This is a genomic window from Candidatus Brevundimonas phytovorans (assembly GCA_029203145.1).
Lineage (GTDB): Bacteria > Pseudomonadota > Alphaproteobacteria > Caulobacterales > Caulobacteraceae > Brevundimonas > Brevundimonas phytovorans.
Window position 1 is genome coordinate 120,041 of record CP119309.1, and the last position, 21,491, is coordinate 141,531.

Below are 21,491 nucleotides of genomic sequence, written 5' to 3' on the forward strand. Positions count from 1 at the left end.
ACGCGCGGCGCGCTGCCTGAGCACAGCTACTGTGGATACAGCGGGTTGTCCGCGTCGTGCTGGCCTTCCAGGCTGCGGCGCAGGACGTGCATCTCTTCCTGACCGGTCCTGACCGCGGTCTGGGCGCGGCGAATGGTCTCGCGGGTCGTGGCCGACAGGGCCTCATCGCCAAGCGCGCGGTCGAAGCGGGCTTGCAGGTGAGCCTCGCCGCGTTCGACCGAGCCGACGACCGAGGCCTCGTCCCGCATCAGGGCGTGCTTGATGTCCATGAAGGCGCGCTGGGCCTTGGCCAGGATCGAGCCCTCCTCTTCGGGCTGACCGCCCAGGCCGCGCACCGCCGCCTGAAGTTCGGACGCGATCCGGCGTCGTTCGTCGCTGCGGCGGACGAAGAGGTCACGATAGCGGACGTCCTCGGTCTCGGCCGCCGCCTCGGCATAGCCGTCCGCGCTGTCGATCAGGCCTTCGGCCAGGGCGTTCAGAACCTTGATGTCGTGGCTGTTGGGGCTGCTCACCAGAAACCTCCGTGGCTGAGGCGAATAAAACCCGCGCGCCCGGCGAAGGTTGCCGGGGCATAGACTGGCGCATGATCTGAGTTTGGGCGCGAGCGCGCCCAAACCGATTTCGCTCTAGAGCTTCGTCCGCAGCGACCACAGTTCGGGGAAGCAGCGGCGCTTCAGCGTCTCGACCAGATAGCCGACGCCGTCCGTGCCGCCCGTGCCCTGGCGGCGGCCGATGATGCGCTCGACCGTCACCACATGCTTGTGGCGCCAGGTCAGCAGGGCGTCGTCCAGATCGACCAGCTTCTCGGCCAGTTGATACAGCGGCCACCAGCGCTCGGTGTCGCGATAGACTTCAAGCCAGGCGGCCTCGACGCCCTCGGAGGGCTCGTAGGTCTGGCTGACGTCGCGGTTCAGCACCTCGGCGGGGACGGTCAGGCCGGCCAGCGCCAGTTGCCGCAGGGCGTCGTCATAGAGGCTGGGGGCTTCCATGGCCGCGACCAGGGCGGCATGGGCCTCGGGCCGTTCGACGTGGAAGCGCAGGAAGCGCGGGTCCTTCAGCCCCAACATGGTCTCCAGGCGGCGGAACTGGTCGCTCTGGAAGCCCGAGCTGGCGCCCAGGTCGCCGCGGAACTTCAAATAGTCGGAGGGCGTCATGGTGGCCAGGATGTCCCAGCTCTGGGTCATCACGGCCTGGATGCGGCTGACGCGGGCCAGGCTCTTGTAGGCGGGGACCAGATCGCCGGCGCGGATCAGGCTCTGGGCCAGGGCCATCTCGTGCAGGATCTGCTTGAGCCACAGTTCCTTGGTCTGGTGGATGATGACGAACAGCATCTCGTCGTGCTGATCGGAACGCGGATGTTGGGCGCTCAGCAGGTCGTCGAGCGACAGATAGCCGGCATAGGTGATGCCGGTTGGCTCGTGCTTCGCCGTTTCGATGGCGTGAGCGCGAATGTCATTTTTTGCGTCGGTCATGCGCCACCTATCGCCGGATCAGACCCTCAGGGCCAGCCCGGAGGCGGCGGAAAATCAGTTGGAAGCGCGGGCTTCTGCGGCGTTGGCGGCCATCTGGCGGCCGTTGTCGAAGGCGTCGCGGGCGCCTTTGTAGACGAAGCCGTAGGTCGGATAGACGGTGGTGCCCAGGGCGTTGATCGGGTTGTACCAGACCTTGACCCGGCTCCAGTCGCCGGCGGGCGAGACGTCGACGACGGTGACGTTTTCCTCGACCTTGCCGCGGCTGCCGCCCCAGTTGGCGTGGGTCACGCGGATGACGCGGTCGGTCAGGATGTCGGAAACGACGGCGACATGGCCCTTGTCCATGCGGCCCGAGGGCTGGAAGACCAGCACTGAGCCGGTTTCCGGGGCTCGGCCGGTGCGGAACTTGGTCAGGGCCTGATTCCACCAGGTCCAGGCGTCGCCGAAGATATTGATGCCCGAAAACATGCGGGCGAAGGTCACGCACTGCCAGTAGGCGTCGTCAGCCTTGGCCGGCGCGGGGCCGATCGCAAAGAAACCAAGGGTCGCCGCAACCGCGGCGGCTGTGAGCCGTTTCATCATCTGGCGTGCTCCCGACTAAAACGCGGACCAAGCCTTAGACGATAGTGTCCGAAGGTTGAAGAACCGTTTCCGACTGTTTCGCCTTGTGATCCACAGGCGCGCGTCGCCGGTCGGCCATCCCGCGCAGGGCCTTGCGGGCCGGGCGTTCGATCAGGTGATAGGTGGCGGCAGCGGCCACGATCAGGCCGAGAATGATCCCCAGCCACACGAGAACGTGAAGACGTTTGTCCTCCGCCCCCGTAGCCCGGGCCGCCAGATTGACCGCCAGAATCTGCCAGGGCGCGCAGACCATATAGACCGAGTAGCTGATCTCGCCGAGGTAGACGGCGGGCTTGGAACCCAGCCAACCGGCGCGGCCGTGCGGGATCGAGGCCAGGGCCAGGATCAGCAGGCCGGCGGCCAGAACCGTGATCGCGTCCCAGGCCAGAACCGAGGCCGAGGCCACCATGACGACGGCGGCGCTGATCGCCAGCAGCCCGGCGCGGGGCAGGGCGGCGCGGCGATAGACCAGGTAGAGGGCGCAGCCGTAGGCGAAGCAGGGGACGATGCGCAGCGCCCCCCAGCGGAAGGTGGCCTCGGTCAGGGGGAAGCCCGCCAGACGCTCAAAGGCGGCGTAGAGCCCCATCAGGAAGACGGCTGCACCGGCGGTGGCGACCCAGGGGCGCCTGCGCAACGGCCAGGCGGCCAGGGCGAACAGAGGGAAGGCCAGATAGGCGAACCATTCGGCCGAGATCGACCAGGACGGGTGGTTCCAGCCCGCCTCATTGGCGAAGCCCCAGGCGTGCAGCATCAGCAGGTGGGCGGGCAGGGTCTTCCAGCTGAGCACGCTGCCGTCGATGCTCATGCCCAGGGCCACCGCCGCCAGACCGAGCGCCATGACGCCTAGCAGGGTGAAGACATGCAGCGGATAGACCCGCGCGATCCGCGCCCACAGGAAGCCGCGATAGGAGAAGCGCTTCTCGGCGAAGGCGTGCAGATAGACGTGGCTGAGGATGAAGCCCGACAGGACGAAGAAGAGCTCGACCCCCAGATAGCCCTTGGCCGCCAGGTTCGGCAGGAAGCTGACGTCCAGGTTGGGCCAGAAGGTGTAGAAGACCACCCACAGCGCCGCCATGAACCGCAGGGCGGTCAGAGGGCGAAGATCGACAGGCGTCTGGGTCATGCGGGCACCCTGGCATGGCGCCGCTTTGGGAAGCGTTAAGCGGCCTGGGGGCGCTGGAGCAAGACGGGCGCCACAATCACACCATTTCGCTTATCCCGCCGAGGGTCGGGATGGGCGGGGGCTGGGCGCCTATTCGACGCGACCGCTCTCGCCCGCCTTCTCGATGGCGGCAAGGGAGGCGGCGCAGCCGGTCAGGCTTTCGCCGCCGATCTCGACCTTGGCGGTCAGGGGGTAGGTGCGGTCGCTCATGCCGTCCGAGCAGTCAGTGGCCATCAGGGTGACGACCAGCGGGGTCCCGGCCTCGGTTTGGGTGGTCCAGACGGCGACGGTGCCTTGCAGGGCCGGGCCGGGGTTGGGGGCCTTCTGCGCGGGGCGGTCGAGGCCGGAATAGACCAGGCCCGTCGGGGTGATCTCGACAGCCCAGAAGGGTTCGGTTCCCAGAACCCGCAGCGGTTGATCCAGATCGACCTGGGCCAGGGTGCGGGCCTCGACGGGGGCGGCGGGCGCCTTTTCCGCCGCCGGCTGCGAGCAGGCCGTGAGGCTGGCGGCGGCTGCGAATAGGATGGCGAGGCGCATTGCGGGCTCCGTTTCTGGTCGAGGATCAGGAACCGCAGGCGCGATCCCCGGTCAAGGGGAGGCGCCAAACGCATCGCGCTGCGCTATGGTGCCGGACATGACGAATCGCGTCGCCGCCGCCTCTGTTCCCCTGACCGCCTGCGAGTTCTTCGCGGGGGGCGGTTTGGCGGGTCTGGGTCTGTCCAGAGGGTTGGCCAGCGGTCTGGCCAGCGGGTTGGCCGGGTTCGAGACCATCTTCGCCAACGACATCGACCCGATGAAGGCCCGCGCCTTTCGCGCCAACCACGCCGGGATCCGGCTGGCCGAGGGCGACGTCTGGGATCTGACCCCGGCCGACATTCCTGGAACGCCGGACCTGTGCTGGGCCTCGTCGCCCTGTCAGGACGTCAGTCTGGCGGGGGCGCGCGGCGGGCTGAAGGCCGTGCGCTCGGGCGCCTTCTGGGGCTTCTGGAAGCTGATGCAGGGACTGGACGCCGAGGGCCGCGCCCCGCGCATCATCGTCATCGAAAACGTCGCGGGCCTGCTGACCTCGGGCGAAGGGGCGGACTTCGAGGCCGTCTGCGCCGCCATGGTCGAGGCCGGCTACCGCGTCGGCGCGCTGGAGATGGACGCGGCCCTGTGGCTGCCGCAGTCGCGGCCGCGCCTGTTCGTGGTGGCCATGCGCGGGGTCGAGGGCCCGACGGCGACCGCGCCGTCTGGTCCCTTCCACACGCCGCGTCTGATCGCCGCCCATGCCCGCCTGTCGGAGGCTGTTCAGGCCCAGTGGGCCTGGTGGGCGCTGACCCCGCCGCCGCGCCGTAATCTGGATCTGTCCGCGGTGCTGGAAGCCAGGGTTCCGGTCTTCACCAAGGCCCAGACCAAGGCGCTGCTGGCCATGCTGTCGCCGCTGCACCGGGCGCGGCTGGACGCCATCCTGACCTCGGGCGAGCGCCGCGTGGGCGCGGCCTTCCGTCGGGTGCGCACCCTGGACGGGGTCAAGCATCAGCGGCTGGAACTGCGCTTCGACGGTCTGGCGGGTTGTCTGCGCACGCCGTCCGGGGGGTCTTCCCGGCAATATGTGCTGATCTGCGACAAGGGCCGAGTGACCATGCGTCGCCTCACCGGGCGCGAGGCGGCGCGGCTGATGGGGGTGTCGGACGACTATCATCTGCCGGCCAGCGAGAGCGCGGCGTTGAAGCTGATGGGGGATGCGGTCGCCGTGCCGGTGGTCGAGGCTCTGACGCGGCAGTTGTTCGAGCCGGCGCTGGGCGTCGAGGCGGGCGGCGCAGTCGCCGCCTAGTATTGAAGATCGTCGTCGTCGGTCGCATCGCGACCGGGGTCCAGGTGGTTGTCCACCTGATCGTCCCAGCCGTCACGATCCGAACGAAAGGCCAGGCTCATCAGCCCCCAGGCTAGGCCGACCGTACAGAGCACGCCCAGGCCCATGGCGATCCAGCCGTGGATGGACATGGGGCCGCCGCCGATCAGTCGCCAGTATCCGGCCAGACCGAGGGTCGCGACAGCGGCGATCACGACCGCCAGGCCGAGGGCCAGCAGGAAGCGTCCTGCCCGACCTTCGACCTGAGGCGTTTTCATCGCGTCATCAGATCAGCGCTGGACCCACTGGCCGGCGGCGTTCTTGTACCACTGGCCCGTGCTGATGCGCGGCAACAGCTGGGTTTCGAACATCCGGGCGCCGGCCACTTCGGCCGTGGTGCCGGCGTCCGCGGCGCTGCGGGCATAGGCCTGGCGACGACCGGCGTTGGTGGCGGCGACGGCGGCCTGAGTGTCCGGTTGGACCGAGGTGCGCACACCGAGGTAGCCGTCGGCCTGCTCGCCGACGGCGCCGGCGGCCTTGGCCTGATCGACCAGGGCCTTTTGCGAGGCGGTCTGGGCCACGGCTGCGCCGGCGGCCACGCCAAGGGCGGCGACGGCGGCGACGGCGACGAAGAGTTTACGATGGTTCATGTTCAGCCCCTTTCTTGAACGGTCAGAACAGGTTGGGATTTTCGCGCAGGAGGTTCTGCAATTCCTGGTCGAGCTTGATGCGGATGTCGGCGTCCAGCTTGGCGTAAATCTGCAGCGGCTCGCTGAATTTGATGTTCACCGTCGGCGTGCACGCGGCGACGCTGACGGCGGCGAGGCCGAGCAGGCCGATCTGACGCTTGCTGATCATGGGGCCGATCTCCGAAGGCGGCGGTTAGGGTCGCGACGATCTAACGCCGTCGCGGGTGAATGGGTTCTGAACAAAGCGGGGCCGTATCTCAAGGGGTGATGACTTCGGGCGCGGCTTTGGGCGTTTCACCTCGGCGCGCATACTCCAGCAGGTCCGAGACGATCTGGTTGGCGTTCCAGGTGGTGTCCAGCGTCAGGTCGATCGGCGTGTCGGACGGCAGGGGCAGCTTCTTGTTGAGGAAGTCGCGGCGGATCACGTCGATCCAGCTCAGGCGCAGTTGCTGGCGCTCCGGCGGGTCGTGACGGCCGTGGATGTGGAAGCGCACGCCCAGGCGGCCGTTGTCGAGGCTATCGACCTCGGCGCTCAGGTCGCGGATCGCCAGGTCCTGCATGGCCTGATAGGCCAGGTCCTGCATGGTGTTGGGCGGCAGCGGCGTTTCGCCTTGGACGGCGGCGCCCCCGGCGGCCAGTTCGTCGAAGACCTCGGGCTGGATCGACAGGCGGCCGGGGCGCACGGCGTTCAGGACGCCGCCCGAGATACGCCAGCCCACGTCCGGGGCGTAGGTGAAGGGCAGGCGGCCCGACACGATGGCGTCCAGTTGGGCCTTGTCCTGCAGGTTGGCGCTCTTCATCAGCTCGTTCAGCTGAATCTGGTCGACCAGGATCACTCCGCCCCAGGCCTCGCCCGGCGTCAGGGGAATGTTGAAGGGCTCGATGCTGATACGTCCGCCCGCCGCCTGAATCTGACCGCCGGCCAGATTGAGGAACTTCTCGTCCAGAGCGAAGCGCAGGTCGAGATCGGTCAGGGGGGTGAAGGTCTCTAGCCGGTCGATCGTCAGGTGCTGGTCCGGTGCGGTGATCAGCGGCGTCAGGCTGGTGAACTCGACCCGGCCCTTCAGGCCCTGGACCTTGCCGGCCGGGCTGGTGAAGTCGAGCTCGGGGATCGACAGGACGCCGGAACTGGAGGCGGCGTCCTGGCTCCAGTCGAAGCGCCCCTCGAACCCTGCGGAGCCTTCGACCGGGGACTTCACGTAATCGGCTGCCAGGGGGCTGAGGTCGTCGGGTTGCAGGCCGTATTGGCTGAAGGCCAGGTTGGGGGCGCTGATGGTCACGCCGCCCGCCTCGGCCTTGCCGTCGTGACGCAGATCGAGGCGGCCGATGGCGTGCTCCAGACGGGTCAGGTCGAAGCCGCCGCTCCAGACATCATTGGCCAGCCTGGCCTCGCCGACCGCCGTCAGCGGCAAGAAGCGCAGCGGATCGGTGGTGTCGGATACCTGGGCGCGCGTGACGGCGGCGACCATCGACAGGCCCGCAGGCCGGCCGTCCACGACCAGCCGCCCCTGAACGTCCGAGAAGCGCATGGCCAGGAAGGGGGCGGTGGCGGCGCCATTGGTGAGCCTCCCCTGCGCGCGCCACGCGCCGTTCGCCACTGTGATCAGGGGGGCGTCGCTGGGGCAGAAGCGACCGGCGATGTCGGTCACGTCGTTCTCGCCCAGTTCCAGCCGCTCGACGCTGACGGGGATGCAGTCGCTGGCCGCATAGGTCAGTTGCCCGCCGCTGGAGGCCAACTCGCCCCTGGTCGACAGGGCGATGTTGCGCGCGGGACCGAAGTCCAGGGCCGCCTGGCCGTCCAGCGTGGCGCGGAAGCCGCCGGGCGTCAGGGTCCAGGACGGCACGACGATCTGCGCCTCGGGCAGGCCGCCGCCGCGCTGCGCCGTCAGGCTCAGGGCGCCGCCGCCCGACTGACCGGGCTCGGCGGCGAATAGTGGCGTTCTGGCCGGGGTCAGCGTCAGCAGGCCGCCATTGGCGGGGCGCGCCGTGACGGGGCGGGTCAGGGTCAGTTCCGTGCCGGCGCTACCGGCGGACAGCCTCAGGCCGGGCGCATCGACGGCGAAACCGTTCAGGGCCCGCTTCAACGCCGCCACCTCGGGCAGGTCGGCCGCCGTCGGCGCGCCGAGGCCGGTCCAGGAGGCGCGGGCGGCGGACAGGGCGCCGGTAGCGCTCATTCGGGTCACGCCGTCGCGCACCAGATCAAGATCCAGCCGTCCCCGCGCCTGATCCAGGCTGAGATCGCCCGAAGCCAGGCGTCCGGCGCTCATGGCCAGCGGCCCCTGCACTTCAAAGGCGGCGGCCCGTCCGCCCGCCGTTAGCTCGTTCGAGGTCAGAACCGCCTGGGTCAGACGTGTTCCCGCCGTCGACCCGCTGTCCAGCCGGATCGCGGCTGGAGAGGCGACGCGCCATTCCAGTCCGTCTCGACCGCGTTTCACCATAAGGTCGGCGCGGCTGAGGGCGAGGTCGGCGCCGCGCGCGTCCAGGCCTTGGCCGGTCAGGTGCTGCGCCCGCAGCCGCGTCTGGCCCTTGCCGCTGATCTGGAAGGTCTCGATCCAGCCTTCGGTCAGGCCGTTGAAGTCGAGGGAGGCCACGGTCTTTCGGCTCTCGACGCCGCCCGCCGACAGGGCGTCGGCGCTCAGACGGGCGGCGATAAGGGCGCGACCGTCGCCGCGACGTTTTTTCAGGTCGGGATAGGGCAGGTCGCCGGTCAGGCTCAGTCGGGCCGCCGATCCGCCCGCGTCCTTGATGGCGAACGCATCGGCGGCGGCCTCGACCTTCAACGCCACGCGGTCGCCGGTAGTGGTCAGATCGACGGCGGCGCTCAGGCCGCGCGCCTCAGTCGCGCCGCTCTTCAGGGAGGCGGCGGGCAGGCGGGCGGTCAGCCGCATCAGCTTGCTGTCGTCGATGCGGGCGTCGGCTAGGACCTGAACCGGTCCATAGTCCGTGTCGATGCGGGCGCGGCCGCCCTCGACGATGACCAGGGGCGCGCGCTGGTCGGGGCGCGGCGGCCTGGCCATGAACTCCTCGACCAGGGGATCGAGCGAGCCGAGCGAGAACTTGCCGTCTTTCCAGCTGGCGCGGGCCAGCGGACGGACCAGGCGGATACGGCTGGGGGTGACGCCCAGCCCGGCCTTGGACCACGGCATGCCCAGGGCGTAGTCGACCTCGACCCGTTCGACCTTGAAGTCGGGATTGCGCGGGTCGCCGATGCTGATCTTGCCGACGAAGCCGTCCATTTCCAGCCTCTCGACCTCGACGTCGGCGTCGATGCCCTTTCGGTCCAGCCAGTCAGTCAGCATCTCACGCGCGGCGGCGCGCCGGTTCAGGTAAAGGGTGGCCGCCAGAACGACCAGCAGCAACAGGCCGATCAGCAGCGCGATCAGCACTGTCCGGACGACAGACCGCTGGGCGCGGCGGGGGGCGGGGGCAGGGGTCTCGTCGGTCAAGGCGCTCGGCGATCCGTCGGCGAAAGGAAGGATAACAACGCCACAGAACGTGTCGCAAAGACAGGCGTTGCTGCTTGAACACTGAAGCGTGGCGCGGCAGTCACTGTTCAGTCAAGCAAGGCCAGAAAAGGGCGGTTGTCCGCCGATGTTTCATGAAAAACAGTGGAATACTTGACCATCACCCGGCCAAGTTAACCAATTGTAACCTCCGCGCTTCCCAAGATGGAACAGACGGGCTATATCGCTCGCTTCGCGTTTTCGGGGCTACCGGGGCGCGATCCATGATTCGAATGGTTTGGCGCCAGTAGGGCGTCGTCGATTGCCGGGGACCGATGGCTCAGTTCGATCCGCGCCGCCAGCCCATGCGGCTTGCGCCGCATCTCCTGACGACCGCCGCCGCAGTGGCTATCGCCCTTGTGGCGGGTCAAGCCTATGAACCGGTGCGCGCCGAGGAAGTTCCCGCGCTGACGTCGGAACAGATCGCCTATCTTGAGACCCAGGCCTATGCCGCCGCTGGCGCGCCCGCCGGTCTGACGGCTCCCGAGGCCATCCCTGTCCAGATCCGCCGCGGCGAAACCTTCGAGCAGGCCGTGCGCCGCACCGGCATCGGCGCCGAGGAAGCCAGCGCCGTCGCCGCCACCATCGCCAGCGCCTTTGACCTCAAGGATATGCGCGCCGGCCTGAAATTCGAGACCGCCGTCTCCAAGCCGCGCGGCGGCCGGGGCGACGCCCGCCTGATCGGCCTGACCATGCGCACCGGTCCCGCCAGCCAGCTGACGGTGTCGCGCAGCTTCGACGGCGCCCTGCGCCTGCGCGCCCTCGACGAAAAGGTGACGCACGAAACCGTCGTCGCTAATGACAAGGTCCAGCGTTCGTTGTCGGCCAGCGCCCGCGAACTGGGCGCCACCTCGGCGGTGGTCCGCCGCGCCAGCCAGTTGTTCGCGCACAAGTTCGACATGCAGCGCGACGTGAAGGCCTCGGACGAGTTCACCCTGGTCTTCGATCGCTCCGTGACCGAGGCGGGCCGCACCGTCGAGACCGGCGACCTGCTTTACGCCGAGCTCAAGGGCCACGCCTTCTATCGCTTCCAGCGTCCCGGTTCGAAGACGGCGGAGTATTTCGACGCCACCGGCAAGAACACGCGTTCGGCCATGATGCGCACCCCGTTGCAGAGCTTCCGTCGCGTCAGCTCCAACTTCGGCGTCCGCACCCACCCCATCTCCGGCTATCGCAAGATGCACCAGGGCATGGACTTCGCCGCCACCACCGGCACGCCCGTCGTGGCGCCCGCCGACGGCGTGGTGGTCGAGGCCCGTCGCTGGGGCGGCTACGGCAACTGGCTGCGCATCCGTCACTCGAACGGACTGGAAAGCGGCTATGGCCACCTGTCGCGCTATGGCTCGGGCATCCGCGCCGGTCAGCGCGTCAGCCAGGGTCAGATCGTCGCCTATGTCGGCTCGACCGGCGCCTCCACCGGCCCCCACCTGCACTATGAGCTGTGGCGCGGCGGGCAGCGGATCAATCCGGCCGGCGTGAAGACCCAGGAGGGCACCGTTCTGGCGGGCGCCGACCTGGCCGCATTCCGCGCCGAAAAGAGCCGCATCGACCGCATCATCGCCGCCGGCGGCCAGCGCCGTCCGGTGGTGCAACAGGCCGCCGCTTCGGGCCTTCGCTCCGTCGAAGGCTGACGGGCGGGGCGTCGGGGCCCTGCCTTTTCTATCCAACCAGCACGGGCGTTCGGCCCTGCGTCGGACACTGGACGCCGTGGACCCGCACGTCGGCCTCGCCCAGCTTCAGGCCCAGCAGGTCGAGCAGGGGCTGAACCACGCCGTCCAGCACGGGGCCCAGCGGCGTCAGCAGCAGGCCCACGGCGCCGACCAGATTGCCCAGACCCAGGCCTCCGAGCGGCCCCAGGCCGACGTCCACCTCCAGCCTTTGCAGCAGGCTGACGATCAGGCCGTTGACGAAGCCGCGCGAGCGCACGGACCGGACTGTCTGGCCTGAGATGTCGGAGGCGTTGAACGTCGTCTCCTGCCAGTTCAGGTCGGCGATCTCCAGATCGGCGTGGGCCGTCACGGTCACCAGTCTCAGCACCGACACCAGGGTGGCGGGGGCGCTGCTCAGGGGCGCCTTGAAATTCTTCAGCCGGGATTCGTCGATGGCGCCGATGCGCGCCCGCGCCACGCCGGGCCGCACCGCCACCGTGACCGCGGGCGAGCCGGCGCAGTTGATCCGGCTCAGCTTCGCCTCGGAGGACGCCGCCTCGATCAGGATGGGCAGTTTGACCTGAGCCAGGCCGGACAGGGCCTGGGCCGTCGTCGCTTTCAGATAGATGCGCGCCTGGGCGGTGCGGATGATCGGCTCGCCCTGACGGGTGATGGTCAGCCACGGCGACTTGTTCGGGCGCTCGCCGATGGCCAGCAGGACGTCCAGATCAGCCAGGCCGGCGCGCGCGCCGAGGTCCAGCGCCAGCTGGCGGTCGCCGTTGGCGGTCTCCAGAGAGGCCATGATGAGGTCCATCAAGGCGACATCGGCGTTCAGCGCCTGACGCAAACCCTGTCTGGCGTCGGCCTCGACCCCGATCAGGTCCTTCAGCTTCAGCTTGGCGTCCACCGGGGCGCGCGTCAGCTTGCTCAGGGGGGACTGGGCGTCGGCGCCGGCCACGGCCTCCAGCACCTTCAGGACCCGGCCCGCCGTGACCTCCTGTTGCAGCAGGGCGTCGTAATCCCCCGCGGTCAGCCCGAGGTCGGTCGCCAGGGCGTCGGAGAACTGGAGCAGATTGACCTTGGCCCCGGCCAGGGCGCGATAATCCATCACCGTCAGTGAGACCTGGCTGCCCAGCAACCCGGACAGCAGGGCGTTGGCGACGCCGCCGTCCAGACTGGCCAGCCGCGATCCGATCGAGAACATGGCCTGGGGCTGGCCCCCGGGAATGGCGGCGGTCGCGGTGCGGCGCACGGTGACGCTGTCGCGTTGCAGCACCCAGCGTCCGAAGAACAGCGGGGCCGGGGCCGTCACCTCGACCCGCGCGGCGTTGGGCTCGGCCGCGCCGGGACTGAATCGCTCGCCCGGCTTGATTCGGGCGTCGGCGACATAGCCGCCCCGGGTGACGCTGACGGCCTGAACATCGCTCAGATTGGCCGCGGCCGTGGCGCGCGCGGCGGCGTCGGCCCGGGCCAGGTCGTGGGCGGCGGCCATGGCCGACAGGTCGGCGGTCCCCTGAATCTGGCGGGCCTTCAACGAGATGGAGCCGACGTCGACCGCCAGCGCCGCCAACACGCACAGGACGCCGCCGAAGACGGCGGCCATGATGCCAACGCCGCCGCGCTCGTCCTTCAGTCCGCGAGGAGCCTTCATCTCAATAGCCCCCCAGGCGGACCACCGCCGTCCGCCGAATGACCTTGGGCGGGGAGGGGATCAGACCGGACAAGGCCATCAGCGGATGATCGCTGGCGTCATAGGCGATGTCGACCCGGATCGCCGTCGGACTGCTTTCCACCGCGACCGCCGCCCTGGCCGCGTCCAGCCCCAGGTCGCTGACCTGAAGTCCGACAAAGGCGCGGGCCAGTTGTTCTCGCTCCGTTGGATCGAGCCCTGCGACGGCCGCCCGCGCGCCCTCTGACGCCATCGACTGGACCGAATGGGCCATCCAGAACCAGCTGCCGTACATGATCATGCCGAACATCATCATGATCAGCAGCGGGGCCACGATGGCGAACTCGATCGCCGCCACCCCGCGCCGGTCGCCCATGAACCGTGAAAGAAGTCCGCGTCGTTTCATCGTCGCCTCGCTCTTTTTCGGCGACCAACGTAATTCAATCACCGTTAAACGGGGATAAACGCAAAGGTAGAATTCTAGGCAAGATACAACCCTGAGAAAGCGACCGGCGTCGCCTTGAGCCCCGGCGGCGGACGGGTTATGAAAAATCCGCTCTCGCGTTGGCCTCGCCCGACCCGCCCTTGAGCCGCGCGGCCGTAGTTCAGAGGTAGAACGTCAGCTTCCCAAGCTGAATGTCGCGGGTTCGATTCCCGCCGGCCGCTCCATTTTTCTTGATAGCCCAATAGGGCAGGCAGGCCTGCGCTTCGGCGTCGACTCCAGTCGGGCGGAACGCTGGGGGGCGTGCAATTCCGCGGTGAGGTCGTCGCGCGCCGAAGCGCCTTGTTTGGGGCGAGACGTGTCTCCGTCCCGACCCGGCCCGCCCGATGGCGTGTCGATCCCGCGATTGCGGTGGTGGCGATCGGCGCGCCAGGGTCCGTTTAATCGATGCAGCGAGACCTGATCTTTGAGCCGCTGTCTGTGAACTGAGTGTTTCTGACTACTTGTCTGAGACTGTATAGCTGTGTCGAAGACCGTTGGTCATTTACATTTCATCACTATTCAAGTCATCGCCGTTTCTTGCCCGCCGATAAGGCGTGCCGAAGGGCGCGCTCGACCCTGCGGACGTTGCCGTCCAGCGGTGAGGCGGCGGAGGCAGACCCGACGGGGCTCAGGCCGAAGGCGTGGCCGGGGCAAGGGGCGAAGCTGGGACGGGGTTCGTCGCCGTCGCCGGGATGACGACGTCTGCAGGGGCGGCCTCGACCATCAGGGGGCCTAGCGCGAAGGCCGCGACGGCGGCGCCGGCCGAAAGGGCCAGCAGGGCGACGACGATATAGGCGGCGGCCGAACCCGAGCGACGGCGACGAATGCCGCCTGTTTTCACGCCGCGGATGATCACGAACGGGCGCTGGCTGAAGGCTTCGGAGCCGATGATATTATGTTGGGACAAGAACGCGCTCCCCGACTGTCCGGAAATGGATCAGTTCAGAGAGCGGTCCCGTAAGGCCAAAGGATGGCGAACGCCGATCCCCGGCGCCGTTCAACTTCCGAGGGTGACGTTGATCATACGCCCGCCGCGCGTCTGAACCCGCTTCATCACCACCACAATGTCGTCGCCCGCCTTGACCGGCGAGATCAGGAACCAGCTGCCGTCGGGCAGGCCGGTGAAGCGGAAGGCGCCGTCGGCGCAGGGCTGGGCGCGTTCATAGGAGCGGTAGTCTGCGCCCTGTTCGCCAGCCGAGCGCGCACGCACCACGGCGGCCGGCACGGCGGCGCGTTCGGTCGAGCCATAGAGGCGCTGCATCCGGGCGCGGGTGTAGCCGGTGTCGGGGATCAGGCCGACATTGCCGACGCACTGGAAGGTCTTGCCGTCCTGGACGAAGGCGACGCGGCCCTCGATCGCGGCCTGGCCGGCGCGGGTGGACCAGGCGAAGGCGTCGGCGCTGAACTCGGTCGAGGCGCCGCTGGTCACGCCGCCCATGGGCGTCGTGGCGCAGGCGCTGAGCGCCAGTCCGCCCGCGAGGACGGCGGCAAGGACGATAGAGGGGCGACGGTTCGACATGGGGGCTCCCGAAATCTCGTTTCAAGCGTCACCGGCATGGCCCCCTATGACGCAGCGAGTCAAGGTTGCCCGCCGTCGCGGCGTGGGCCACAAGAGCGCCGGAGACCGGACGCAGAGACCGGCCGAGAAACGATTTCAGGGACTTCATGACCGTCACCCTCGACGACATCCGCGCGGCGCAGTCTCGCATCGCCGGCCAGGTCGATCGCACGCCTGTGCGACATTCCCGCCGCCTGTCGCTGCTGACCGGCGCTGAGATCTGGATCAAGTTCGACAACCTGCACTTTACCGGCAGCTTCAAGGAGCGCGGCGCGCTGAACCGGCTGCTGCAACTGACCCCCGACGAGAGAAAGCGCGGCGTCGTCGCCGCCTCGGCCGGCAACCACGCCCAGGCCCTGGCCTATCACGGCGGGCGCCTCGGCGTGCCCGTGACCATCGTCATGCCCGAGGGCACCCCCTTCGTGAAGGTCGACGGCACCCGCGCCCACGGCGCCAATGTCGTCATTCACGGCCTCGATTTTTCAGGTTCGACCGAGGAGGCCAAACGGCTTCAGGTCCAGCACGGTTATATCTTCGTCTCGGCCTTTGACGACGAAGGCATCGTCGCGGGCCAGGGCGTGGCCGGGTTGGAGTTCATCGAGGACGCGCCCGATCTGGACGCCCTGATCATCCCCATCGGCGGCGGCGGCCTGATCGCCGGCAGCGCCATCGCCGCCAAGGCGATCAAGCCGGACATCAAGATCTTCGGCGTCGAGGCCGCCCGCTATCCCTCCTTCACCGCCCGTCGTCGCGGCGAGCCGGCCAGGTGCAGCGGGCAGACCATCGCCGAGGGCATCGCCATCAAGGCCGTGGGGGAAATTCCCTTCGCCCTGGCCGACGGCCTGATCGACGAGATCTTCGTCTGCGAGGAGGCCGATTTCGAGAAGGGCGTGGCCCTGCTGGCGACGCTGGAGAAGACCGTGGCCGAGGGCGCCGGGGCCGGCGGCCTGGCGGCGATCCTGGCCAACCCGGAACGCTTCAAGGGCATGAAGGTCGGTATCGAACTGACTGGCGGCAATATCGACGCCCGGATGCTGGCTGTCGTGCTGAACCGCGAAATGGTCCGCGAGAAGCGGCTGATCGTCTATCGCATCCTGGGCGATGACCGCCCAGGCATGCTGTCGGCCATGGCTGCCGTGATCGGCGGGCTGGGCGGCAATATCATCGACGTCGTGCACAACCGGCTGGCGCTGGACGTGCCGGCCAAGGGGGCGGAGTTCGACATCATGGTCGAGACCCGCGACGCCAGACATGCCGAGGAAATCGGCGAAGCGCTTAAGGAACGTGGCTATGAACTTCGCATGGGCTAGGCCCGTATTCGTCGGCGTGTCTGTGGCCGCCCTGCTGGCTGTCGCCGCCTGCAATCGCCAGCCCGCCATGTCCGGCGCGGACCTGGCCAAGAACGCCGAGGCCGCCGCCGCCTTCATGAAGACCAACGCCTCGGCGGAAGGGGTGCAGACCCTGCCATCGGGCCTGCAGTACAAGGTGGTCGCCAGCGGCCCGGCGGGCGGGGTCCATCCCGACCGCAACGATCTGGCGCGCGTCGACTACGAAGGCAGCCTGACCGACGGCACGGTCTTCGACAGCTCGTTCAAGCGCGGCTCGCCCGCCGTCTTCAGCCCTGAGCAGGTCGTGCCCGGTTGGACCGAGGCCTTGCAACTGATGAAGCCCGGCGACGAGTGGCTGCTCTACGTCCCGCCCGAGCTGGGCTACGGCGAAGCGGGCGGCCCGCCGCTGATCCCCGGAAACGCGGTGCTGGTGTTCCGGCTGAAGCTTTTGGACGTGGCCCCCGTCCCCGGCGGCGGTCGCGGCGTGGGTTCGGCCGACGTCTAAAACCCTTCTCCCCTTGAGGGAGAAGGTGGGCGCCAAAGGCGCTCGGATGAGGGGTGTCAGCGCTAGGCTTAGCAATGAGCGGCGCTGACGCTGAGCCTGACTGCTAAACGGCGCCGTCGTCACCCCTCATCCGTCATGCTTCGCACGACACCTTCTCCCTCAAGGGGAGAAGGACCATTCCGCTTTGACGCTCTCTTCTTCTTCGCTCGCCAGCCGCGTCTCGCGCAACGTCGCGAACCGCTCGGCGTCTAGCCGTGACAGCGCCCAGACCGCCGCCCCGCGCACCACGGGCGCCGGATCGTCCAGCAGGGCCTCGACCGGGGCGATCAGTTCAGCGTCGGCTGAGTTCCCCGCCGCATAGAGGACGTTGCGGATGAACCGATCCCGCCCGATCCGCTTGACCGGGCTCTTGGTGAACAGGGCGCGGAAGGCCGGATCGTCGAGCGCCAGCAGGTCGGCCAGCCGCGGTCCCTTCAGGCTGTCGCGGGCGTGCAGACGCGCCTCCGACGCCCCTTGCGCGAACTTGTTCCACGGACAGGCGCCCAGACAGTCGTCGCAGCCATAGATGCGCGGCCCCGCCGCGATGCGGAATTCGATCGGCCACGGGTCGGCGAATTCGATGGTCAGATAGGAGAGGCAGCGCCGCGCATCGATCTGGAAGGGCGCGGGAAAGGCGTTCGTCGGGCAGGCGTCCAGACAGGCGGTGCAGCGGCCGCAATGCTCGGTCTCGGCCTCGTCCGGTTCGATCTCGGCGGCGGTCAGGATGACGCCGAGGAAGAGCCAGTTGCCATGGGTCCGGCTCAACAGATTGGTGTGCTTGCCCTGCCAGCCCAGACCGGCGCGCTGGGCCAGGGGTTTTTCCATCAGGGGGGCGGTGTCGACAAAGACCTTTACGTCCTGCCCCAACCGCGCGGCCATCTGACCGGCCAGGATCTTCAGTCGCCCCTTGATGACCTCGTGATAGTCGTCGCCGCGCGCATAGACGGAAATGTAGCCCGCCGACTTGTCTTGTAGTTCCGGCAGGGGATCGGTCTCGGGGCCGTAGTTCATGCCCAGGACGATGGCGGTCCTGGCCCCGTCCCACATGGCGGTCGGATGGGCGCGGCGCTCCAGCGTCGTCTCCATCCAGCCCATGTCGCCGTGTCGCCCGGCCTCGACGAAGTGGGCCAGCTTCTCGCCCGCGCTCCACGGCTCGCTGGCCGAGGCGAAGCGACACACGCCGAAGCCCAGTTCGGCGGCGCGCTGTCGAATGAAGATGCGGGGATCGGCCGCCATGACGGGGGCTTTGCCCCTGTTAGCCTCAGAAGTCGAGGTCGGCGTACCAGGTCGCCGGATGCACGCCGGGGAAACGGTCGGTCAGCAGGGGCCGGAAACAGGGGCGGGACTTGAGTTTGGAATACCAGGTCTTCAGCGCCGGATAGGACGCCCAGGTGATCTCGCCGAAATAGTCGAGCACCGAGAGGTGGCCCGCCGCGATCAGGTCGGCCTGGCTGAGGCGACGCCCGGCCAGCCATTCCCGCCCGGCGGCCAGACCTTCCAGCATGGCCAGATGGACGCGCAGGGCGTCGCGACCCTCGCGCAGCATGCGCGCCTCGGGCGGCCCCAGGCGGAGCAGGGGCTTTTCCATCCGCTCGTGCAACAGGACGGCGTCGACCTCGTCGATGAAACGGCGGTTGAACCAGGCGGTCAGGCGGCGCACCTCGGCCCGTTCGGCGATGTCGGCGGGCATCAGGACGTCGCCCTTGGACCGATCTTCGATCCAGCCGAGGATGGCGTCGGTCTCGCACAGGGTCAGGGTCTTGCCCTTCTCCGTCACGGTCAGGACGGGCGGCATCCCCGAGGGGTTGAGGTCGAAGACCGGGCAGTCGTCTTCCCACGGCTTGACCGGCTCCTCGCCGAAATCCAGGCGCGCCTCGCCCAGCGCCAGCCGCGCGGTGCGCGAGCCGGGGTGGAAGGCGAAGTGATAGAGGACGGCGGGCGATGACATTCTCCCCTCCATGCGCTCGCGCTCGTTAAGGCTCCGTTTACCGCGACGGCCTGTCGCGGTTCAGGACCAGGGGCCGGGCTGGAGGCTCAGCGGCTCGACGGCGTCGTCGGCGCGCGCGGGATGGACTTCGGCCCGGCCGCGCGGGTCGGCGTGGATCAGGACATCGGCGTGGGGGAAGGCGGCCTGGATGCGCTGCTCGGCCTCGACCACGATGGCGTGGGCGGCCTCCAGCGTCAGTTGCGGGTCCAGATCGACATGCATCTGCACCATCAGCGCCTGGCCGGCCATGCGGGTGCGCAGTTGGTGCAGGCCCGAGATACGGGGGTCGGCCAGGACGGCGGCGGCGATGGTCACGCGCGCCTCTTCCGGCCCGGCGTGGTCCAGCAGGTGATCGGCGGACTCGCGCAGCAGGGTGATGGCGCCCCAGAACAGCCAGACCGCCACGACCAGACCCGCCGCCGCGTCCAGCCCCGGCGCGCCCAGATAGGCGCCCGAGATCACGCCGATCAGCACCACCACATTGGCCGCCAGGTCGGCGGCGTAGTGGGCGCGGTCGCCCGCCACGGCCAGGGAGGCGGTCTTCTTCAGCGCCTGGGTCTGCATCCACACCAGCCACAGGGTCACGGCGATGGAGGCGACGACCACGCCGACGGCCCAGCCCCCTGCGGCGACGGGACGAGGGTCGAAGATTCGCTGCACCGCCTCCCAGCCGATGAAGACGGCGGAGGCGAAGATCAGGCCCGCCTGCACCAGACCGGCCAGGGCCTCGGCCTTGCCGTGGCCGTAGCGGTGCTCGGGATCAGCGGGCGCCGCCGCCCAGCGCACGGCGAAAAAAGTGGCCAGAGAGGCGATCAGGTCCAGCGAGGAATCCGCCAGGGTCGCCAGGATCGACACCGAGCCCGAGGCGCCCAGCGCAAAGGCCTTCATCACGATCAGGATCGTCGCCGTCCCCACCGACAGGGTGGTGATCCGGCGGGTCGTGGCGTGAGCGTCGTCGAGGGCGGAGGCGGTCATCCCCGCCCTTGTCGCGCAAAACCGCGCATCCGCCAATGGCGGCGTCTTGTCCGGGGCGCTAAGAAGGCCTGCCCGGCGCGGACGAACCGCCGCGGGTTGAGACGGAGTTTTCATGGCGGACTGGCTGACGGCGATCCTTCTGGGTCTGGTCGAGGGATTGACCGAGTTCATTCCGGTGTCGTCCACCGGCCACCTGCTGCTGCTGGGGCATTTTCTCGGCTTCGAAAGCACCGGCAAGACGTTCGAGATCGTCATCCAGCTGGGCGCCCTGCTGGCCATCATCAGCGTCTATTTCAAGCGCCTGTGGACCCTGGCGACGCGCTGGCCCTTCGATCCCGAGGCGCGGCGGTTTCTGATCGGTTTGCTGGTGGCCTTCCTGCCGGCGGCGGTGATCGGCTTCTTCGCCTACGGCTTCATCAAGACGGTGCTGTTCGAGACGCCGCTGGTCATCTGCGTCGCGCTGATCCTTGGCGGTCTGGTGCTGTTGTGGCTGGATCGGGTGGACAAGTTCCCGGTCTATCTGGACGCCGACCGCTATCCGATGCGGGTCTATTTCCTGATCGGCCTGTTCCAGTGTTTGGCCATGATTCCCGGCGTGTCGCGCTCGGGCGCCACCATCGCCGGCGGTCTGCTGCTGAAGACCGACAAGCGTTCGGCGGCCGAGTTCAGCTTCTTCCTGGCCCTGCCGACCATGGGGGCGGCGGTGGCCTATGATCTGTTCAAGAACCGTGCGGTGCTGGACTTCAGCGACATCGGCCTGATCGCGGTGGGGTTTGTCGCCGCCTTCATCACGGCCCTGGTGGTGGTGCGCTTCCTGCTCGACTTCGTGTCCCGGCGCGGCTTCGGTCCCTTCGCCTGGTGGCGGATCGCGGTCGGCGTGGCGGGGATCGTGGGCCTGGCCGTGACGGGCGCGCTCTAACCTTCTTTCCTCCCCATGAAATGGGGAGGAAAGCGCCGGTCAACGCTCAAAGAAAAACCCCTCGGGACCAGCGTCCCGAGGGGTTCTTTATGACCAGCCCGATCAGGCGGCGGCCGGGCTTTCGGCGTACTGGCCGCCGACGCGGTAGCGGAACAGATAGCTCGGCGCGATGGCCTCCAGGCCGGTCGGTTCGACGCCCAGGGCCGCCAGACCCTCGGCGCCCGGCGCGACGACGTTGTCGCTCTCCAGCAGCAGGACCTGGTCCTTGGTCAGGGCGGGCTTCAGGCCGATGGCCGCCGGGATCTGCGCCATCGACCCCAGGATGCGGGCGGCGAAGAAGGGGACCGGGATCAGGAAGCGGTTGCGCTTGGTCTCGCGCAGGATGAATTTCAGGATGTCCTCGAAGGTCCAGACCGACGGTCCGCCCAGTTCGAAGGTCTTGCCCTCGGCTTCCGGGGAGACGGTGGCGCGGGCGATGGCCTCGGCCACGTCGCCGACATAGACGGGCTGGAACTTGGTCACGCCGCCGCCGATCAGGGGCAGGGCGGGCGAGACGGTCGCCATGGCGGCGAACTTGTTCAGGAAGGCGTCGTCCGAGCCGAAGATAATCGACGGGCGGATGACCACGGCGCCGGGGAAGGCGGCGCGCACGGCGGCCTCGGCGGCGCCCTTGGTGCGGGCGTAGGCGGCCTTGGCGTTCACGTCGGCGCCGATGGCCGACATGTGGGTCAGGCGCTTGACGCCCGCGGCGCGGGCGGCCTCGGCCACGTTGACGGCGCCCTCGACATGCAGGGCCTCGAACTTGCGGCCGCCGGTCTCGAACAGGATGCCGACCAGGTTGATCACGGCGTCGGCGCCCTTGATCGCCTCGGCCACGGCGGCCTTGTCGGTGATGTCGCAGCGGACGGTCTGGATCTGGCCGACGTCGCCGGCCATGCGCAGCTCATAGGCCAGGGCCGGCTTGCGCACGGCGACGCGCACGCGCCAGCCGCGCTTGGCCAGGGCTCGCACCACCTGGGTTCCGACAAAGCCCGAGCCGCCGAAAACGGTGACCAGTCCGGGGGCGAAATCAGCCATCTGTACGCTCCAACGCCAAA

At 68.7% G+C, this 21,491-nt stretch carries 22 protein-coding genes and 1 tRNA gene; 6 read left to right on the plus strand and 17 right to left on the minus strand.

What is annotated here, in order from left to right; genetic code table 11:
- Nucleotides 1-26: 26 nt before the first annotated feature.
- The 5 genes from P0Y52_00585 to P0Y52_00605 all read right to left on the minus strand — a co-directional run bounded on the left by P0Y52_00585 (nucleotide 27) and on the right by P0Y52_00605 (nucleotide 3,792).
- A complete protein-coding gene (locus tag P0Y52_00585; GenBank protein WEK58067.1) occupies nucleotides 27-512 on the minus strand; it encodes a PA2169 family four-helix-bundle protein in 486 nt (161 codons plus the stop codon).
- Nucleotides 513-626: 114 nt separating this feature from the next.
- On the minus strand, nucleotides 627-1,472 hold the full coding sequence (locus tag P0Y52_00590; GenBank protein ID WEK58068.1) for a tryptophan 2,3-dioxygenase: 846 nt from the start codon (nucleotides 1,470-1,472) through the stop codon (nucleotides 627-629).
- Between the two features lie 54 nt (nucleotides 1,473-1,526).
- Nucleotides 1,527-2,054, minus strand: coding sequence for a CHAP domain-containing protein (locus tag P0Y52_00595; protein ID WEK58069.1), 528 nt, complete (start codon nucleotides 2,052-2,054; stop codon nucleotides 1,527-1,529).
- A 34-nt stretch (nucleotides 2,055-2,088) separates the two neighbouring features.
- Nucleotides 2,089-3,216, minus strand: coding sequence for an acyltransferase (locus tag P0Y52_00600; protein ID WEK58070.1), 1,128 nt, complete (start codon nucleotides 3,214-3,216; stop codon nucleotides 2,089-2,091).
- A 129-nt stretch (nucleotides 3,217-3,345) separates the two neighbouring features.
- Nucleotides 3,346-3,792 (minus strand): hypothetical protein, encoded by a 447-nt coding sequence (locus tag P0Y52_00605; GenBank protein WEK58071.1) that lies wholly within the window; start codon nucleotides 3,790-3,792, stop codon nucleotides 3,346-3,348.
- 97 nt (nucleotides 3,793-3,889) lie between these two features.
- Between P0Y52_00605 and P0Y52_00610 the strand changes: the two genes are divergently transcribed.
- Nucleotides 3,890-5,071 carry a DNA cytosine methyltransferase gene (locus P0Y52_00610; protein WEK58072.1) on the plus strand — a complete coding sequence of 394 codons (1,182 nt, stop codon included), beginning with the start codon at nucleotides 3,890-3,892 and terminating at the stop codon, nucleotides 5,069-5,071.
- Here P0Y52_00610 and P0Y52_00615 read toward each other — a convergent pair.
- The 4 genes from P0Y52_00615 to P0Y52_00630 form a co-directional block, all read right to left on the minus strand.
- A complete protein-coding gene (locus P0Y52_00615; protein ID WEK58073.1) occupies nucleotides 5,068-5,367 on the minus strand; it encodes a hypothetical protein in 300 nt (99 codons plus the stop codon). The genes P0Y52_00610 and P0Y52_00615 overlap by 4 nt on opposite strands.
- A gap of 12 nt (nucleotides 5,368-5,379) precedes the next feature.
- A complete protein-coding gene (locus tag P0Y52_00620) occupies nucleotides 5,380-5,739 on the minus strand; it encodes a YdbL family protein (protein ID WEK58074.1) in 360 nt (119 codons plus the stop codon).
- A gap of 22 nt (nucleotides 5,740-5,761) precedes the next feature.
- Nucleotides 5,762-5,947, minus strand: coding sequence for a YnbE family lipoprotein (locus P0Y52_00625; GenBank protein WEK58075.1), 186 nt, complete (start codon nucleotides 5,945-5,947; stop codon nucleotides 5,762-5,764).
- A gap of 88 nt (nucleotides 5,948-6,035) precedes the next feature.
- The gene (locus P0Y52_00630; protein WEK58076.1) at nucleotides 6,036-9,224 is read right to left on the minus strand and encodes a YdbH domain-containing protein; all 3,189 of its coding nucleotides are present in this window, start codon (nucleotides 9,222-9,224) and stop codon (nucleotides 6,036-6,038) included.
- Nucleotides 9,225-9,556: 332 nt separating this feature from the next.
- On the opposite strand from P0Y52_00630, the gene P0Y52_00635 reads away from it, so the two are divergent.
- The gene (locus tag P0Y52_00635; GenBank protein ID WEK58077.1) at nucleotides 9,557-10,912 is read left to right on the plus strand and encodes a peptidoglycan DD-metalloendopeptidase family protein; all 1,356 of its coding nucleotides are present in this window, start codon (nucleotides 9,557-9,559) and stop codon (nucleotides 10,910-10,912) included.
- Between the two features lie 28 nt (nucleotides 10,913-10,940).
- Here P0Y52_00635 and P0Y52_00640 read toward each other — a convergent pair whose 3' ends face one another.
- Both P0Y52_00640 and P0Y52_00645 read right to left on the minus strand, forming a co-directional pair.
- On the minus strand, nucleotides 10,941-12,581 hold the full coding sequence (locus P0Y52_00640) for a TadG family pilus assembly protein (protein ID WEK58078.1): 1,641 nt from the start codon (nucleotides 12,579-12,581) through the stop codon (nucleotides 10,941-10,943).
- 1 nt (nucleotide 12,582) lies between these two features.
- Nucleotides 12,583-13,005, minus strand: a complete 423-nt coding sequence (locus tag P0Y52_00645; protein WEK58079.1) for a pilus assembly protein — start codon at nucleotides 13,003-13,005, stop codon at nucleotides 12,583-12,585.
- Between the two features lie 188 nt (nucleotides 13,006-13,193).
- Here P0Y52_00645 and P0Y52_00650 point away from each other — a divergent pair.
- A tRNA-Gly gene (locus P0Y52_00650) sits at nucleotides 13,194-13,268 on the plus strand.
- A 443-nt stretch (nucleotides 13,269-13,711) separates the two neighbouring features.
- Here P0Y52_00650 and P0Y52_00655 read toward each other — a convergent pair.
- The gene (locus P0Y52_00655; protein WEK58080.1) at nucleotides 13,712-13,990 is read right to left on the minus strand and encodes a hypothetical protein; all 279 of its coding nucleotides are present in this window, start codon (nucleotides 13,988-13,990) and stop codon (nucleotides 13,712-13,714) included.
- 90 nt (nucleotides 13,991-14,080) lie between these two features.
- Complete coding sequence (locus tag P0Y52_00660) at nucleotides 14,081-14,602, minus strand: hypothetical protein (GenBank protein ID WEK58081.1); 522 nt, start codon at nucleotides 14,600-14,602, stop codon at nucleotides 14,081-14,083.
- A 146-nt stretch (nucleotides 14,603-14,748) separates the two neighbouring features.
- Between P0Y52_00660 and P0Y52_00665 the strand changes: the two genes are divergently transcribed.
- Nucleotides 14,749-15,951: a threonine ammonia-lyase gene (locus P0Y52_00665; GenBank protein ID WEK58082.1), complete on the plus strand. Its 1,203-nt coding sequence runs from the start codon at nucleotides 14,749-14,751 to the stop codon at nucleotides 15,949-15,951.
- A complete protein-coding gene (locus P0Y52_00670; GenBank protein WEK58083.1) occupies nucleotides 15,932-16,474 on the plus strand; it encodes an FKBP-type peptidyl-prolyl cis-trans isomerase in 543 nt (180 codons plus the stop codon). Before P0Y52_00665 ends, P0Y52_00670 begins: the two co-directional genes overlap by 20 nt.
- 159 nt (nucleotides 16,475-16,633) lie before the next feature.
- Here the strand turns inward: P0Y52_00670 and queG are convergent, their stop codons facing one another.
- The 3 genes from queG to P0Y52_00685 are packed head-to-tail and all read right to left on the minus strand — an operon-like array spanning nucleotide 16,634 to nucleotide 19,475.
- On the minus strand, nucleotides 16,634-17,749 hold the full coding sequence (gene queG / locus P0Y52_00675; GenBank protein WEK58084.1) for a tRNA epoxyqueuosine(34) reductase QueG: 1,116 nt from the start codon (nucleotides 17,747-17,749) through the stop codon (nucleotides 16,634-16,636).
- Nucleotides 17,750-17,774: 25 nt separating this feature from the next.
- A complete protein-coding gene (locus P0Y52_00680; protein ID WEK58085.1) occupies nucleotides 17,775-18,461 on the minus strand; it encodes a glutathione S-transferase family protein in 687 nt (228 codons plus the stop codon).
- Between the two features lie 60 nt (nucleotides 18,462-18,521).
- Complete coding sequence (locus tag P0Y52_00685; protein ID WEK58086.1) at nucleotides 18,522-19,475, minus strand: cation diffusion facilitator family transporter; 954 nt, start codon at nucleotides 19,473-19,475, stop codon at nucleotides 18,522-18,524.
- A gap of 112 nt (nucleotides 19,476-19,587) precedes the next feature.
- On the opposite strand from P0Y52_00685, the gene P0Y52_00690 reads away from it, so the two are divergent.
- The gene (locus P0Y52_00690; protein WEK58087.1) at nucleotides 19,588-20,394 is read left to right on the plus strand and encodes an undecaprenyl-diphosphate phosphatase; all 807 of its coding nucleotides are present in this window, start codon (nucleotides 19,588-19,590) and stop codon (nucleotides 20,392-20,394) included.
- Nucleotides 20,395-20,496: 102 nt separating this feature from the next.
- On the opposite strand, the gene P0Y52_00695 is transcribed toward P0Y52_00690, so the two are convergent.
- The gene (locus P0Y52_00695; protein ID WEK58088.1) at nucleotides 20,497-21,471 is read right to left on the minus strand and encodes a complex I NDUFA9 subunit family protein; all 975 of its coding nucleotides are present in this window, start codon (nucleotides 21,469-21,471) and stop codon (nucleotides 20,497-20,499) included.
- Between the last annotated feature and the right edge of the window lie 20 nt (nucleotides 21,472-21,491).

Excerpts from the sequence above, each read along its gene's own strand:
- P0Y52_00670 (WEK58083.1), top strand. The coding sequence starts at position 15,932 with ATGAACTTCGCATGGGCTAGGCCCGTATTCGTCGGCGTGTCTGTGGCC.
- P0Y52_00690 (WEK58087.1), top strand. The coding sequence starts at position 19,588 with ATGGCGGACTGGCTGACGGCGATCCTTCTGGGTCTGGTCGAGGGATTG.
- P0Y52_00610 (WEK58072.1), top strand. The coding sequence starts at position 3,890 with ATGACGAATCGCGTCGCCGCCGCCTCTGTTCCCCTGACCGCCTGCGAG.
- P0Y52_00695 (WEK58088.1), bottom strand. The coding sequence starts at position 21,471 with ATGGCTGATTTCGCCCCCGGACTGGTCACCGTTTTCGGCGGCTCGGGC.
- P0Y52_00620 (WEK58074.1), bottom strand. The coding sequence starts at position 5,739 with ATGAACCATCGTAAACTCTTCGTCGCCGTCGCCGCCGTCGCCGCCCTT.
- P0Y52_00685 (WEK58086.1), bottom strand. The coding sequence starts at position 19,475 with ATGACCGCCTCCGCCCTCGACGACGCTCACGCCACGACCCGCCGGATC.
- P0Y52_00605 (WEK58071.1), bottom strand. The coding sequence starts at position 3,792 with ATGCGCCTCGCCATCCTATTCGCAGCCGCCGCCAGCCTCACGGCCTGC.
- P0Y52_00680 (WEK58085.1), bottom strand. The coding sequence starts at position 18,461 with ATGTCATCGCCCGCCGTCCTCTATCACTTCGCCTTCCACCCCGGCTCG.
- P0Y52_00595 (WEK58069.1), bottom strand. The coding sequence starts at position 2,054 with ATGATGAAACGGCTCACAGCCGCCGCGGTTGCGGCGACCCTTGGTTTC.
- queG (WEK58084.1), bottom strand. The coding sequence starts at position 17,749 with ATGGCGGCCGATCCCCGCATCTTCATTCGACAGCGCGCCGCCGAACTG.
- P0Y52_00635 (WEK58077.1), top strand. The coding sequence starts at position 9,557 with ATGGCTCAGTTCGATCCGCGCCGCCAGCCCATGCGGCTTGCGCCGCAT.
- P0Y52_00660 (WEK58081.1), bottom strand. The coding sequence starts at position 14,602 with ATGTCGAACCGTCGCCCCTCTATCGTCCTTGCCGCCGTCCTCGCGGGC.
- P0Y52_00600 (WEK58070.1), bottom strand. The coding sequence starts at position 3,216 with ATGACCCAGACGCCTGTCGATCTTCGCCCTCTGACCGCCCTGCGGTTC.
- P0Y52_00615 (WEK58073.1), bottom strand. The coding sequence starts at position 5,367 with ATGAAAACGCCTCAGGTCGAAGGTCGGGCAGGACGCTTCCTGCTGGCC.
- P0Y52_00640 (WEK58078.1), bottom strand. The coding sequence starts at position 12,581 with ATGAAGGCTCCTCGCGGACTGAAGGACGAGCGCGGCGGCGTTGGCATC.
- P0Y52_00645 (WEK58079.1), bottom strand. The coding sequence starts at position 13,005 with ATGAAACGACGCGGACTTCTTTCACGGTTCATGGGCGACCGGCGCGGG.
- P0Y52_00665 (WEK58082.1), top strand. The coding sequence starts at position 14,749 with ATGACCGTCACCCTCGACGACATCCGCGCGGCGCAGTCTCGCATCGCC.
- P0Y52_00625 (WEK58075.1), bottom strand. The coding sequence starts at position 5,947 with ATGATCAGCAAGCGTCAGATCGGCCTGCTCGGCCTCGCCGCCGTCAGC.
- P0Y52_00590 (WEK58068.1), bottom strand. The coding sequence starts at position 1,472 with ATGACCGACGCAAAAAATGACATTCGCGCTCACGCCATCGAAACGGCG.